A 14,163-nucleotide genomic window follows, 5' to 3' on the forward strand; every position below is an offset into this window, starting at 1 on the left:
CCGCAGGCGCCGAACCGAGCGTCCGCGCGGGCCTTCACCCGGACGACCGTCCACCCTTTAAGTTCAACGGTTGAATTCTGACGCGATTCGGCGCATACTCATTGCCGAGCGCCATTCGGTTTTCAGTCGGTTGCGCGCGCCCGCCCCCTGGCCGTTCTCAACGAAGAGGAGCCCCCACTTGTCCATGCAGCCCGCAGCAGCCGGCGACCCCGCCACCGAACTCGCCCCGACCGGCGCCATCTCGGCGACCGAGCCCATCCCCGGCGACCCGCCCGCGAGCCCCCCGCCGACCAAGCGCACGCTCCCCGGCATCCTGCTCGTCGCCCTCACCCTGTTCGCCGCCTACGCGGGCCTCATCGCCATCCTGCTGCCGATCCAGGTCGCACTCATCGACGAAGAGAACAAGATCGCCAACCTCGCGATCATCATGACGACCTCCTTCGTGTTCACGCTGTTCGCCCAGCCGATCGTCGGCGCGATCAGCGACCGCACCCGTTCGCGCTTCGGCCGCCGTGCCCCCTGGATGGTCGGCGGCGCACTCATCGGCGGCGTGCTCCTGTTCGGCATGGGATTCCTCGACTCGATCTTCTGGCTGACGGTGTTCTGGGTGCTCATCCAGGTGTCGCTGAACGCCCTGCAGGGTCCGCTGTCGGCGATCACCCCCGACCGCTTCCCGCGCGACAAGCGCGGCGTCGCGAGCGCCATGTTCGGGCTGGGCATGCAGATCGGTGCGACGCTCGGCATCGTCATCGCCGGCCAGTTCGCGACGAACTTCGGCGTCGGCTACTCGGTGTTCGGCGTCCTCGTGATCGTCGTGACGATCGCCTACGTGATCATCGACCGCGACTGGTCGTCGAAGGAGGCCTCCGTCCCGGCGTGGAGCTGGAAGACCTTCATCAGCGGCTTCTGGGTGAACCCGAAGCAGAACCCCGACTTCGCCTGGGCGTTCTCTGCCCGCTTCCTGTTCATGCTCGGCTACTTCGTCATCTCGGCGTACGGGCTCTACATCCTGACCGACTACATCGGCATGTCGCTCACCGACGCGGCCGGGGCGCAGGTCACCCTGACGCTCGCCGGGCTCGTGCCCACCCTCCTCGCGGTCGCGGTCTCGGGCTGGTGGAGCGACAAGATCCGTCGCCGCAAGGTGTTCATCTACGCCTCGTCGGCCATCATGGTCGTGAGCCTCGCGTTCCCGCTGATCATGCCGGACATGACCGGCATGCTCATCATGAACATCATCATCGGCTTCGGATTCGGGTTCTACATGTCAGTCGACACCGCCCTGATGACCGAGGTGCTGCCCGGCGGCGGCAAGGACGCCGGCAAGGACCTCGGCATCCTGAACATCGCCACCAACATCCCCCAGGCCATGAGCGCGGCCGTCGCCGGCCTCATCATCAGCAGCCTCGGCGGGTACCCGATGCTGTTCGTCTTCGCCATGGTCTTCGTCGTCATCGCCGCGATCGCCGTGGCGCCCATCAAGAGCGTGCGTTAGGAGCCGTACATGTCGCACACCCCCTCCCAGATTCCCTCGGGCATCGCCCCGGATGCCTCGGCCCTCACCGGCTTCGTCGAGGTCGACACGCTCGCCGGCCGCGTCCGCGGCCGGTGGCGCCCCACCGTCCGTTCGGCGGGCGACGCCACCGGTGGAGCGGGCGCCGAGCAGTCGGCCGCGTTCCTCGGCATCCCGTTCGCCGAGGCGCCGGTCGGCGAGCTCCGCTTCGCGGCGCCCGTGCCGAAGGTCCCGTGGGAGGGGGTGCGCGACGCGCTCGAGTTCGCGCCGACCGCGCAGCGCGGCGACCCCGGCGTCACGCTCATCCCCGAGCCGAGCGTGCCCGGCGAGTCGACCCTCAACGTCAACGTGTTCACGCCCTCACCCGAGCGACCGGCCGACGGCGGGGCCGGGCTGCCGGTGCTCGTGTGGATCCACGGCGGCGGCTACTTCGCAGGCTCCCCCGCGAGCCCCTGGTACGACGGGCGCAACTTCAACCGCGACGGCGTCGTGACCGTGACGATCTCGTACCGGCTCGGCTTCGACGGCTTCGGCTGGATCGACGGCGCCCCGTCGAACCGCGGTATCCGCGACTGGCTGCTCGCCCTCGAGTGGGTGCAGCAGAACATCGCCGTCTTCGGCGGCGACCCGTCGCGGGTCACCATCGCGGGCCAGTCCGCGGGCGGCGGCGCGGTGCTGACCCTGCTCGGCATGGAGGCCGCGCAGCACCTCTTCCACCGCGTGTACGCGATCTCAGGGGCGACGGCCGACGTCACGGCCGAGCGCGCCGAGGCGCTCGCCCGCAAGCTGGCCGGCGAGCTCGCCGTCGAACCGAGCCTCGCGGGCTTCCGCTCGGTCGACGAGGAGCGGCTGCTCGAGGTGCAGAAGGCGGCGACCGCGCTCACGGGCCCCGATGCCATGAACGACATGCTCGACCTCGGCCTGCCGCTCGGTCCGATGATCGACGGCGAGCTGCTGCACCGTTCGACGTTCGACTCGCTCACCGCCGGCGTCGGCTCAGGCAAGCCCCTCGTGCTCGGCGCGACCGACGACGAGTTCTCGATGGCCCTCATGGACGCCCCCAAGATCCTGCGCTTCGTGCCGAAGTCGATGCTCGTGAAGAAGTCGGGCCTGTCGAAGGCGCAGGTGCGCCCGTACCTCGCCGCCAACCGCGAGGTCTCGAAGCACGGCAACGCGCGGCTGCTGGGCCGGCTCATCACCGACCGCATGTTCAAGGTGCCGATGCTGCGGGTCGTCGCGGCCCGCACGCGCATCGCCGACGGCGCCGGCACGTGGCTCTACCGCTTCGCGTGGCCGAGCGGCTCGTTCGGGTTCGCCGAGCACTGCCTCGACGTGCCGTTCTTCTTCGACTGCCTCGACGGGCCGGCCATGGTGCCGCTCGCGGGGCCGAACCCGCCGCAGGCGCTCGCCGATGATCTGCACGCCGGGGCGGTCGCGTTCGTCGCGACCGGCGACCCCGGCGACGGCTGGCCGCGCTGGTCGGATGCCTCGCGCTCGACCCGCGTGTACGACACCCCGACCACCGTGGCGAACGACGGCTACGCGAGCGTGCGCCCCCTGCTCTGACCCATTTGGCCGCGGCGGCGGCTCCCGCGGCGGCTGCTACTGCAGGAAAATGGGCTGCATCCCCCACTCACAGCGAGGGATGCAGCCCATTTTCCTGCGTGAGCCGGGGCGCAGTGGTACCAAATGCCCCCCGAACGGGGTACGTGACCGCGCGACGCGAGCCGAGCATGCTTGCGACATGACCGCGGCCGGCGAATCTCCCGTACCCACCACCACCGGCCCGCTCGACGAGGTGCATCGGGCGCAATCGGCCCGGCTGCTCGACCACCTCGTCGTCCACGGGCCGGCCACCCGCTCCGAACTCGCCACGGCGACGGGGCTCGGACGCGGCACCATCGCGGGACTCACCTCGCGCCTGCTCGACGCCGGCGTGCTGCGCCCAGGGGGCTCCGCGGCCTCGGGCGACGGCCGCGCGGCGCCGCTCGCGCTCACCGCGGCCGACCGGGTGCTCGTCACCGCGACGCTCACCCCCGACGATGCCGTGGCCGCCGTCGCCACGCTCGGCGGCGACGAGATCGCCCGGTTCGTCGAACCGCTGATCCCCGTCGACGGCGTCGCCGCCGACCCGCTCGAGCTCCTCGCACTGGTGCTCACTCGTGCCGTCGCCCGGGCGCAGCGCGGCGAGCATCCGGTCGCCGATCTCACCGTCCTCGTCGACGGCGCCGTCGTCGGTCGCCCCGCGGTCGTGGTCACCGATGCCCGGCTCGGCAGCGAGCCCGTCGACGTGCTCGGTGCGCTGCGGATCCTCGCTCCGACGGTCGCCGAGCTCGAGCCACGACTGTCCCTGCCGATCACCCTGCTGCCGACGGCGACGGCGGCCGCCCTCGCCGAGCACGCCGAACTGCCAGGCATCGACGAGCTGCTCTTCATCGCCGGCGATGACTCGGTGACCGCCGCGGCGATCTCGGGCGGGCGCCCGCTCACCGGCGCACACGGCCTCGCCGCCACCTTCGCGCACCTCCCGGTCGTGCCCGGCGGCGCGCGCTGCACGTGCGGACAGCAGGGCTGCCTCACCACGGTCGCCGCCCCCGAGCTCGTGCTCGAGCGCGCCGGCCTCTCCGAGTTCGCCGCAGCCAACGGCCGCACGGCGGCCCTCTCCGAGCTCGTCGAGCGCGTCGCGGCCGCCGACGACCGGGCACGCTGGTCGTGGCTCGACGCCGCGCACTGGATCGGCCGTGCGCTGCAGCTCGTCGTGCCGACGCTCGACCCGTCCGCGGTCATCGTCGGCGGCTACTGGGGCGTCCTCCTCGGCGATGTCGATGCCGCGTTCCGCGCGAACCGGCCGACGATCGGCGGCGGCGCACTCGAGGCGATCCCGACGCTCGCGCCGGCCCGTCTCGGGCACGGCGCCGTGTTCGCGGGCGCCCGGCGTCAGGCGCGCGAGCGCCTCGTCGCCGAGCCGTCGTTGCTCGCCGGTTGAGTGCGCGACGTGCGGCGGAACCGGCTCGCGATGCCCCAGCCGGTGACGTGCAGCATCGCCTCGACGACGATGCCGACACTCATCTTCGAGCGCCCGCGCTCGCGCTCGACGAAGGTGACGGGCACCTCGGCGATCGTGAGGCCCGCCTCGCGGGCGTGCCACAGCATGTCGACCTGGAACCCGTAGCCGCGGGTGTGCACGTCGTCGAGCCGGACCCGTCGCAGCCCGTCGGCCCGGAACGCCCGATACCCGGCGGTCGCGTCGCGCGTCGGCAGCCGCAGCACCCAGCGGGCGTACGCGCTGCCGCCTCGCGACAGCAGCTGACGCCGCTTCGGCCAGTTCTCGACCGAACCCCCCGCCACCCAGCGCGAGCCGATCACGAGATCGACGGGCTCGCCCGCGGGGTCGACCCCGGCGAGCGCGGCGAGCATCGCCGGCAGCTGCTCGGGCAGGTGCGAGCCGTCGGCGTCCATCTGCACGATCGGGTCGAAGCCGTGGCCGAGCGCCCAGTCGAAGGCGGCGAGATAGGCGGCGCCGAGTCCCGCCTTGCCGGCGCGGTGCAGCACCTGCACGGCGTCGTCGGCCGCCGCGAGCTCGTCGGCGAGCACCCCGGTGCCGTCGGGCGAGGCGTCGTCGACGACGAGCACCGAGGCATCCGGAACGGCCGTGCGCACCCGGCCCACGATGGCGGCGAGGTTCTCACGTTCGTTGTACGTGGGGATCACCACGAGCGGTCGGGACATCCCTCGAATCGTAACCGCTCACGCAGGTCGCGTCGTGCGCGCCAGGTCAGCGCACCCCCGACATGAGCTTCAGCACCCCGCGGCTGCCCACGGCGAGCGCGAGGCCGAGCACGATCGCGATGCCGCCGAGCACTCCGAAGTAGACGACCTCGTTCTCGCTCGAGTAGAACTCGGCGAGCCGCCCCGAGATCGCCGAGCCGAGCGCCACAGAGAGGAAGAACAGGGCCACCATCTGGGTGTGGAACACCTTCGGCGCGAGCTTCGTCGTCACCGAGAGGCCGACCGGCGAGAGCAGCAGTTCGGCCACCGTGAACGCGAAGAGGATGCCGATGATCGCGAGCAGCGGCGTGGAGTTCGCCGCGCCGCCCGCGAAGGGGATGAACAGGAGGAACGCGATGCCCATGATGGCGGTGCCGAGTGCGAACTTGATGGGCGTCGAGGGCTGGCGGTCGCCGAGCTTCGTCCAGATCGCGGCGAAGACTCCCGACAGGATGATGATGAAGATCGGGTTGATCGACTGCACCCACGAGACCGGCATCTCCCAGCCGAACAGGTCGCGGTTCAGCTGTTCGTCGGAGTAGATCGTGAGCACGGTGAACTGCTGCTGGTACAGCGACCAGAAGGCGACGCTCGCGATGAACAGCGGGATGAAGCCGAGCACGCGGCGGCGTTCGACGGCCTCGATGCGCCGGCTCCCGAGGATCACCCCGAAGTACGCGATCGCCGCGACGATCGTGCCGAGGATCACCCACGTGACGAGGTTCGTCGCGGTGATCGCGCCGGTGAGCACGAGCACGGCGACCGCGACGACGGACGCGACGGCGATCGCGATCACGAGTCCGATGCGATCGCGGGGCAGCGGGTTCGGCACGGCCGACGCGACGGCCGGCAGCCGCTTGCGCCCGAACGAGTACTGGGTGAGTCCGATCGCCATGCCCACCGCGGCGAGCCCGAAGCCCCAGTGGAATCCGAGCGTCGAGGCGAGCAGGCCGGTGAGGATCGGCCCGAGGAAGGCACCGAGGTTGATGCCGAGGTAGAAGATCGCGAAGCCGGCGTCGCGGCGTGGGTCGTGCTCGGAGTACAGCGTGCCGACGACGCTCGTGGCGTTCGCCTTGAGGCCGCCCGACCCGAAGGCGACGAGCACGAGCCCGACGCCGACGCCGACGAACCCGGGCAGCAGCGCGAGTGCGACGTGGCCGGCCATGATCACGACGGCCGAGAAGAACAGCACCCGTTCGCTGCCGAGGATCCGGTCGGCGAGCCAGGCACCGAGGATCGTCGAGAGGTACACCCCGCCGCCGTACGCGCCGACGATGCCGGCTGCGGTGGTCTTGTCCATGCCGAGGCCGCCCTCGGCGGTCGAGTAGAACAGGTAGATCAGCAGGATGCCCTGCATGCCGTAGAAGCTGAAGCGCTCCCACATCTCGACGCCGAAGATGTTCGCGAGCGATCGGGGCTGTCCGAAGAAGCCGTGGTCGCCCCGGGTGTCGCGCTCGACCGGCGTGCTGCCGTTCGTGGGCTCAGGCAGCCCGGACTCCCCCGGGGCAGGTTCGGTGACGCTGCCCATGCGCCTCACCCTACCCCGACCGCGATCCCTCGACCCGATCCGGGGGTGATCCCCCGTTCCGGGCTCAGCGGAGCTGGCTAGCATCGATGGTGGGGGCGAGAGCGCCCGACGGCAAGGGGGACATCATGACTCGGATGACGCGCACGGGCCGGGCGATCGCGATCGTCGCGGTCGCTTCGGCGGCCACGATCGCGATGAGCGGATGCGCCTGGCTCGCGCCGATCGAACGTTTCAGCGACGACGCCACCCTCGACGAGCAGGTGCAGTCGATCGAGATCGACCACCCCGAGGGCCGCGTGACGATCGAGGGCGTCGAGGGCGCCACGTCGGTCTCGGTGTCGCGCACCGTGTCGTATCGCGGTGCCCGCGAGATCGGTGCGACGGTCGAGGTGCAGGGCGACGTGCTCGTGCTCGGCGGATGCGGTCGCAACTGCTCGGTCGACTACACGGTCGAGGTTCCGGTCGGCCTCGACGTCAGCGGGGCGACCTCGAACGGGGCGATCACCCTCACCGGGGTGAACGAGGTCGAGGTCGAGACGAGCAACGGACGCATCGAGCTCGACGACGTCACGGGCGAGATCGAGGCGAAGACGAGCAACGGCCGCATCGAGGGCCGCGGGCTCGCCGGCGACGGCGTGAGCGCCTCGACCTCGAACGGGGCGATCGAGCTGAGCCTGGCAGCCCCGCAGAGCGTCGAGGCGCACACCTCGAACGGTTCGATCGACGTCGCCGTGCCGGCCGGCGAGGCGAGCTACCGCGTCGAGACCGACACCTCGAACGGCTCGGTCGACGTCGACATCGACGACCTCGCCGACGGCGAGTTCCTGCTCGACCTGTCTACCTCGAACGGGTCGATCACGGTCTCCGGCGGCTGATCCCGCCTCTTGCCCCGGCGCGATCGGTGCGGCATCCTGAGCTGACCCGGCCGCCGCCGGCGCGACCGGGGAGGGCGAGTGGAGGCATCCGACCACGACGAACGGCTGCGCCGCCTGCAGCGGCTGGCCTATGGCGCCGACACTCCGCCGGAGGAGCGCGCGGCCGCCGAGGCCGAGCTGCAGGCGATGTCGGATGCCGCGGCGAGCGCGACCGCATCCGCGGTCGCACCGTCGACGGCCGCTGCTGCGCCTGACGACTCCGGCTCCCCGGCGTCACCAGGCGGTGTCGTCGCCCCGGCGCGCGAACGAGATACCTCGTCGACGACGATGCGCTGGGCGATCGGCGCCGGCGTCGCGGCCCTCGTGGTCGGAATCGCCATGGGCGTCGGCATCTCAGGGCTCACGGCCGCTCCGGCGGGCGCGGGGGCGCCCGACGCGACCGGGGCCGACACGCAGGCGGAAGCGAGCACCGAGCCATCCGTCATCACCGGAACGGGCACGCCTGTGGAGCTCACGCCCGTCTACGAGGTGTTCGAGCGCGAGCAACGGCCCTCAGACAGGGTGGCCAACGACGTGCTCGCGGGAAGCAATCTCGATCGGACGGGAACTCGGCTGCTCGTCACGCGATCCGACGGCGCCGCCGTGTACGCCGCGACCCTGGGCGGGGGTGCTGACCTGTGCCTCGTCGTGGTGGTGCCCGAAATCGGCGCCGGCAGCGCCTGCACCGACCAGGGCGTCCTGCCGCCGGAAGGACTGGCGGTCAGCTTCGGCTTCTCCGACCAGGGGCCGCCGATCACCGCGAGCCTGCACGCCGACGGCACCGCCGGGCTCAGCGCCGCCGAGAAGCCCGCCACCGAGTGACGCGCCGTCCTCGCGCTGGAGTCAACCGTTGCGTTCGTCGCGCCAGGCGAGCCAGCGCCGCACCGGAGCGAGGTCGTAGTCGGGCCCGTCGACCCCGATCGTGAAGAGCCGAACGCCCGCGTCGTAGAGGGCGTCGGCGTGATCGAGGTCGACCCCGTGCCGGTCGAGCTCGTTCGAGACCGTGATCTCCGAGACATCCCGGCCGACCTCGTCGCACCAGCGACGCAGCACCTCGAGCTTGTGGGCCAGCTCGTCGGGCGCGACGAAGGAGTGCCAGATGTCGGCGTGCTTCGCGACGAGCCGGAGCGTCTTCTGCTCGCCCTTGCCGCCGATCAGCACCGGGATGCGCCGGGTCGGGGCGGGGTTGAGCTTCGCCCAGCGCGCCTCGATGCGCGGCAGCGCCGCGCCGAGCGCGTTCAGCCGCGAGCCGCGGGTGCCGAACTCGTAGCCGTACTCGTCGTAGTCGCGCTCGAACCACCCCGCACCCGTGCCGAACACGAAGCGTCCGGCTTGGCCGCCCTTCGCCGAGATGTGGTCGATCGTGCGGGCCATGTCGGCCTGCAGGTCGGCGTTGCGGTACGAGTTGCAGTTGACGAGCGTGCCGAACTCGATGCGCTCGGTCTGCTCGGCCCAGGCGCCGAGCATGGTCCACGCCTCGAAGTGGAGGCCGTCGCGGTCGCCGTGCAGCGGGAAGAAGTGGTCCCAGTTGAAGACGAGGTCGGCACCGAGGTCTTCGAGGCGCAGCACCGCGTCGCGGATGGCCGGGTACGGGGCGTGCTGGGGCTGCAGTTGCACGCCGAGGCGCACTCGATCGTCGTAGGGCATGCCGACAGCCTAGACAGCAGTCCGGATGCGGCGAGCCGCCGCCGCACGAGACGGCACGAGCCGAGGCCGATATGCTCGGCGCAACGGTGATCCGCCGGGGTGGTCGGGGCGGACAACCGAACGACGCGGCGAAGAGAGGTCGCTCATGCGCGTGCTGGTGACGGGTGCGTCGGGGTACGTCGGCGGACGGCTCGTGCCCCGACTCGTCGAGGCCGGCCACGAGGTCAGGGTCGTCGTCCGTCGGCCGGAACGGCTTCGCGACGTTCCCTGGGCGGCATCGGTGGAGATCGTGCCGGGCGATCTCGGCGACCGAGCAGCGGTCGACCGGGCGATGCGCGACATCGATGCGGTCTTCTACCTCGTGCACTCGATGGGAGGCAAGGACGGGGACTTCACCGAGATCGAGCGCACCGTCGCCAACAACGTCGCGTCGTCGGCGCGCGACCACGGCGTCAGCAGGATCGTCTACCTCAGCGGCCTGCATCCTGCCGCCGATCGACTCTCACGGCACCTTCGTTCACGCGTGGAGGTGGGCGAGATTCTCCTGGCGTCCGGGGTGCCGACGATCGTCCTCCAGGCCGGCGTCGTCATCGGCTCGGGCTCGACCTCGTTCGAGATGATCCGTCATCTCACCGAGGTGCTCCCGTACATGCCTGCACCCCGCTGGGTGCGCAACTTCATCCAGCCGATCGCGGTGCGCGACGTCCTGCACTACCTGATCCATGCGCTCGACGTGCCCCCCGAGGTCAACCGCGCATTCGACATCGGCGGCCCCGACATCTTTCGCTACGGCCAGCTGATGAACGGATACGCGGTCGAGGCGGGGCTGCCGCAGCGTCCGATCGCCGCGCTGCCGGTGCTCACCCCGTGGCTCGCCGGGCAATGGGTGAACCTCGTCACGCCGATCCCGCGCCGGCTCGCCGTTCCGATCATCGAGTCGCTGCAGTTCGACTGCGTGATGCACGATCACGACATCGATCACGTCATTCCGCCGCCTCCCGAGGGCCTGCTTCCGTATCGCACCGCAGTGCGGCTCGCGCTCGAGCGAGAGCGTCAGGGCGAGGTCGAGACGAGTTGGCGCAACACCGAGGTGGCCGGTGCTCCGAGCGATCCGCTGCCGAGCGACCCCGACTGGTCGGGGCACACGGTGTACGTCGACGAGCGGGAACAGCGTTGCACGGCTCCCGTCGGCGAACTCTGGCGCGTGATCGAAGGCGTCGGCGGTGAGAACGGGTGGTATTCGTTCCCCGTGCTGTGGGCGATTCGGGGCTGGGTCGACAAACTGACCGGCGGCGTCGGACTCCAGCGCGGACGGCGCGACGCGCGCGTACTGCACGTCGGCGATGCCGTCGACTTCTGGCGGGTAGAAGCCATCGACCGGGGCGGCTTCCTGCGTCTGCGCGCAGAGATGCGGATGCCGGGTCGCGCATGGCTCGAACTCAGTGCCACGGCCGTGAAGGACGGCTCGAGGTACCGGCAGCGGGCGGTGTTCTTCCCGAAGGGGTTGTCGGGCCGCCTCTACTGGTGGCTCATCGTGCCCTTTCACAACATGATCTTCACGGGAATGGCGAATCGCATCACGGCGGAGGCCGAGGCCGCCTCGAGGCGCGGAGCGCCCCGATGACTCGTGGCCGAGGCCGCCTCGAGGCGCGGAGCGCCCCGATGACCCATGATTCGGCGAACCTCGGCTCCGCCGCCGACCTCACTCCTTCAGGTCGAGCATCGGGGTCGGCCGACGGAAGCCCTTCGTCGCGATCGCGAGGATGACCACGCCGACGAGGAGCCACAGGAGGCCGATGATGAAGGTGCGGCCCGACAGGCTCGTCCAGAGCCACACCGTCAGCGCGAAGCCGATGAGGGGCAGCACGAGGTTGTTGAGCACGGCGAGACCCGATCGCTCGCGGCCGTCGATGAAGTAGTGCTTGATCACCGAGAGGTTCACGACCGAGAACGCGATGAGGGCGCCGAAGCTGATCATCTCGCTCAGGAGCATGAGGTCGAAGACGAGCGCGAGCATCGAGATCGCCGACACGATGAGCACCGCGACCACGGGTGTGCCGAAGCGCTTGCTGAGGCGGCCGAAGACTGCGCGCGGCAGCACGCCGTCGCGGCCCATCGCGAACAGGATGCGGGCGACCGAGGCCTGCGAGGTCAGCGCCGACCCCGTCGCACCGGCGACGTAGCCCGCGATGAAGAGCGCCGAGAGCCATTCGCCGCCCGCGGCCGCCACCACGTCGAGACCCGCGGAGTCGACGTCGGTGAAGGCGTTCGAGGGGAACACGAGCTGAGCCGCGTACGAGATCACGATGAAGATCGCGCCGGCGGTGAGCGTGGTGATCATGATGGCGCGGGGAACGGAGCGCTTCGAGTCCTTCGCCTCCTCGGCGAGGGTCGAGACCGAATCGAAGCCGAGGAACGACAGGCACAGGATCGCGGCGCCCGCGAACAAGGCCCCGAAGCCCTCGACCGTGCCGTCGCCGGTGAACGGCAGCAGCGGGTCGACCCCGTTGCCGGCCGCCGTCGAGAAGGCGAGCGCGAGGAACACCACGATGAAGATCGTCTGCACCGCGATGATGACGAAGTTCGTGCGGTTCACCGACACGATGCCGACGACGTTGAGCACGGTCACGAGGGCGATCGCGGCGACCACGAAGACCCAGGCGGGGATGCCCGGGAACGACGCCGAGAGGTAGATGCCGAGCACGAGGTAGTTGATCATCGGCAGGAACAGGTAGTCGAGCAGCAGCGCCCACCCCGAGAGGAACCCGACGGCGCCGCCGAAGCTGCGCTGGGTGTAGACGTAGGCCGAGCCGGCGTACGGGTACGCGACCGACATCCGAGCGTAGGAGCGGGCGGTGAACACCATCGCGACGAGCGTGATCAGGTAGGCGACGGGCACGCGCCCGCCGGTCAGCTGCGTGACGATGCCGTAGGTCGTGAACACGGTGAGCGGCACCATGTAGACGAGGCCGAAGAGCACGAGCGACGGGGTGCCGAGCACCCGCTTGAAGCGGCCCTGGGTCACCTGCGCGGTGGCCCGGGTCGGGGAGATCAGCGGTTCGGGGGCCGGGGAGTGGGACATGGACGGGGGATCCTTTCGTGGGTGCGGGGCTACGTTGCCGCGCGGTATCGGGGGCTTCCTGCGAGATAGGTGGCGAGGACGGGGACGCGGGCGAGGTCGCCGGCGGGGGTGTCGCGCGGATCGCGCGCGAGCAGGACGAGGTCGGCGCTCGCACCGGGTTCGATGCGGCCCCAAGGGGTGGATGCCTCGTCGGCGAACGCCTGGTGGGCGACGGCGGTCGAGTACGCGTCGAGCGCGCGCTCGACGGGCAGGATCTCCTCGGGCGTCCAGCCGTCCTCGGGCACGCCGTCGGGCGTGCGGCGGGAGACGGCGATCGCGAGGCCGTCGAGCGGGGCGCCCGAGCTGACGGGCCAGTCCGAGCCGAACGAGAGCACGGCGCCCGAGCTGTCGATCGTGCGGAGCCGGTACTGCCGGTCGGCGCGGGCCCGCCCGAGGCGCGGCACGGTGAGCACGGTCATCAGCGGGTCGAGCTGCGCCCACAGCGGCTGCATGCACGCGACCGCGCCGAGCTCGGCGAAGCGGCCGAGGTCGGCCTCGTCGACCAGCTGGGCGTGCGCGATCACCGGGCGACGGTCGCGCGGTCCGTTCGCGTCGATCGCGTGCTCGACGGCGTCGAGGGCCTGGCGCACGGCGGCGTCGCCGATCGCGTGGATGTGCACCTGGAACCCGGCGGCGTCGACGGCGAGCACGGCGTCGCGGAGCGAGTCGCCCTCCCAGACCGTCATGCCGAGACCGCGATCGCCGTGGTCGTGGAGCCCGCTGCAGTAGGGCTCGAGCAGGGCGCCGGTCTCGGATTCGATGACCCCGTCGGCGAAGAACTTCACGGTGTTCGCGGTGAGCATCGGGGAACCGAGCGCGTCGACCCGGCGACGCGACTCGCGAATGACCGGCAGCTGCTCGGCGAAGCGCCGGGGGTCGGCGTACAGGGCGAGATTGAAACGCACCGGCAGGATGCCGCGTTCCGCCGCTTCGAGATAGCTGTCGACGTCGCCCGGCTCGACCCAGGCGTCCTGCACCCAGGTGACGCCCCGCTCGAGGTAGTACTCCCCCGCCCGTCGCAGCGCGCGCATGCGCTCATCTGCCGGCCTGACCCCGGCGGCGTCGAGCACGAGTTCGACCGCCCCCCACTCGCGCAGGGTGCCGAGGGGGGTGCCGTCGGCGCGGCGCATGATCTCGCCGAGCACCGGCTCGGGCGTCTCTGCGTCGATGCCGGCGAGCTCGAGCGCCCGGGAGTTCACCCACACGGTGTGGTAGTCGTAGGCGCGCAGCACGACCGGCCGGTCGGCGACCGCGGCGTCGAGCCAGCGCGCGTCGAAGAGCCCCTCTTCGACGAGGCTCGGGTCGTAGGAGGCGCCCACGATCCACTCCTCGCCGGGGTGCGCGGCGGCGTACTCGGCGACGGCGGCCACGATCTCGTCGACCGTGCGGCAGTCGCGCACCGCCGGCCCTTCGGCTTCGAGTCCGCCGAACAGCGGGTGGGCGTGACCGTCGCCGAAGGAGGGCATGAGGAACCCGCCGCCGAGGTCGACCGACTCCACCGGCCCCGCGGCGCGTGCGGCGACGGCCGCGGCATCCGCCTCGTCATCGAACGCGACGACCACCCCGCCCTGAACGAGGAGCGACCGCGCCGTGGGCGCTCCCGCGCCGCGCCAGATGGTTCCGCCGGAGAAGTGGATCGTCGTCATGCACCGTTGCCTTCGTGAGCCGGGAG

The 14,163-nt window shown here is 71.1% G+C and carries 11 protein-coding genes; 6 read left to right on the forward strand and 5 right to left on the reverse strand.

The window, feature by feature from the left end; all coding sequences use genetic code 11:
- Window positions 1–184 precede the first annotated feature (184 nt).
- The 3 genes from GQQ93_RS17120 (at window position 185) to GQQ93_RS17130 (ending at window position 4,499) form a co-directional block, all read left to right on the forward strand.
- On the forward strand, window positions 185–1,495 hold the full coding sequence (locus GQQ93_RS17120; RefSeq protein WP_157425550.1) for an MFS transporter: 1,311 nt from the start codon (window positions 185–187) through the stop codon (window positions 1,493–1,495).
- Window positions 1,496–1,504: 9 nt separating this feature from the next.
- The gene (locus tag GQQ93_RS17125; RefSeq protein WP_157425444.1) at window positions 1,505–3,079 is read left to right on the forward strand and encodes a carboxylesterase/lipase family protein; all 1,575 of its coding nucleotides are present in this window, start codon (window positions 1,505–1,507) and stop codon (window positions 3,077–3,079) included.
- A 178-nt stretch (window positions 3,080–3,257) separates the two neighbouring features.
- Complete coding sequence (locus tag GQQ93_RS17130; protein ID WP_170296234.1) at window positions 3,258–4,499, forward strand: ROK family transcriptional regulator; 1,242 nt, start codon at window positions 3,258–3,260, stop codon at window positions 4,497–4,499.
- Here GQQ93_RS17130 and GQQ93_RS17135 read toward each other — a convergent pair.
- Window positions 4,451–5,242 carry a polyprenol monophosphomannose synthase gene (locus GQQ93_RS17135; protein ID WP_157425446.1) on the reverse strand — a complete coding sequence of 264 codons (792 nt, stop codon included), beginning with the start codon at window positions 5,240–5,242 and terminating at the stop codon, window positions 4,451–4,453. The genes GQQ93_RS17130 and GQQ93_RS17135 overlap by 49 nt on opposite strands.
- A 46-nt stretch (window positions 5,243–5,288) precedes the next feature.
- A complete protein-coding gene (locus tag GQQ93_RS17140) occupies window positions 5,289–6,809 on the reverse strand; it encodes a peptide MFS transporter (RefSeq protein WP_157425447.1) in 1,521 nt (506 codons plus the stop codon).
- Between the two features lie 125 nt (window positions 6,810–6,934).
- Between GQQ93_RS17140 and GQQ93_RS17145 the strand changes: the two genes are divergently transcribed.
- Together GQQ93_RS17145 and GQQ93_RS17150 are read left to right on the forward strand one after the other, a co-directional pair.
- Window positions 6,935–7,684: a DUF4097 family beta strand repeat-containing protein gene (locus tag GQQ93_RS17145; RefSeq protein WP_212277380.1), complete on the forward strand. Its 750-nt coding sequence runs from the start codon at window positions 6,935–6,937 to the stop codon at window positions 7,682–7,684.
- Window positions 7,685–7,762: 78 nt separating this feature from the next.
- Window positions 7,763–8,545, forward strand: a complete 783-nt coding sequence (locus GQQ93_RS17150) for a hypothetical protein (RefSeq protein WP_157425448.1) — start codon at window positions 7,763–7,765, stop codon at window positions 8,543–8,545.
- A gap of 21 nt (window positions 8,546–8,566) precedes the next feature.
- Here the strand turns inward: GQQ93_RS17150 and GQQ93_RS17155 are convergent, their stop codons facing one another.
- Window positions 8,567–9,370 (reverse strand): LLM class F420-dependent oxidoreductase, encoded by an 804-nt coding sequence (locus tag GQQ93_RS17155; RefSeq protein ID WP_157425449.1) that lies wholly within the window; start codon window positions 9,368–9,370, stop codon window positions 8,567–8,569.
- Window positions 9,371–9,515: 145 nt separating this feature from the next.
- On the opposite strand from GQQ93_RS17155, the gene GQQ93_RS17160 reads away from it, so the two are divergent.
- On the forward strand, window positions 9,516–10,994 hold the full coding sequence (locus GQQ93_RS17160; protein ID WP_157425450.1) for an SDR family oxidoreductase: 1,479 nt from the start codon (window positions 9,516–9,518) through the stop codon (window positions 10,992–10,994).
- A 78-nt stretch (window positions 10,995–11,072) separates the two neighbouring features.
- Here GQQ93_RS17160 and GQQ93_RS17165 read toward each other — a convergent pair whose 3' ends face one another.
- Together GQQ93_RS17165 and GQQ93_RS17170 are read right to left on the reverse strand one after the other, a co-directional pair.
- Entirely contained in the window at window positions 11,073–12,452 is a 1,380-nt protein-coding gene (locus tag GQQ93_RS17165) for an APC family permease (RefSeq protein WP_157425451.1), read from the reverse strand.
- A 29-nt stretch (window positions 12,453–12,481) separates the two neighbouring features.
- Complete coding sequence (locus tag GQQ93_RS17170) at window positions 12,482–14,137, reverse strand: amidohydrolase (protein ID WP_157425452.1); 1,656 nt, start codon at window positions 14,135–14,137, stop codon at window positions 12,482–12,484.
- Window positions 14,138–14,163: the final 26 nt, after the last annotated feature.

The organism is Agromyces lapidis, from assembly GCF_009749405.1.
Lineage (GTDB): Bacteria > Actinomycetota > Actinomycetes > Actinomycetales > Microbacteriaceae > Agromyces > Agromyces lapidis.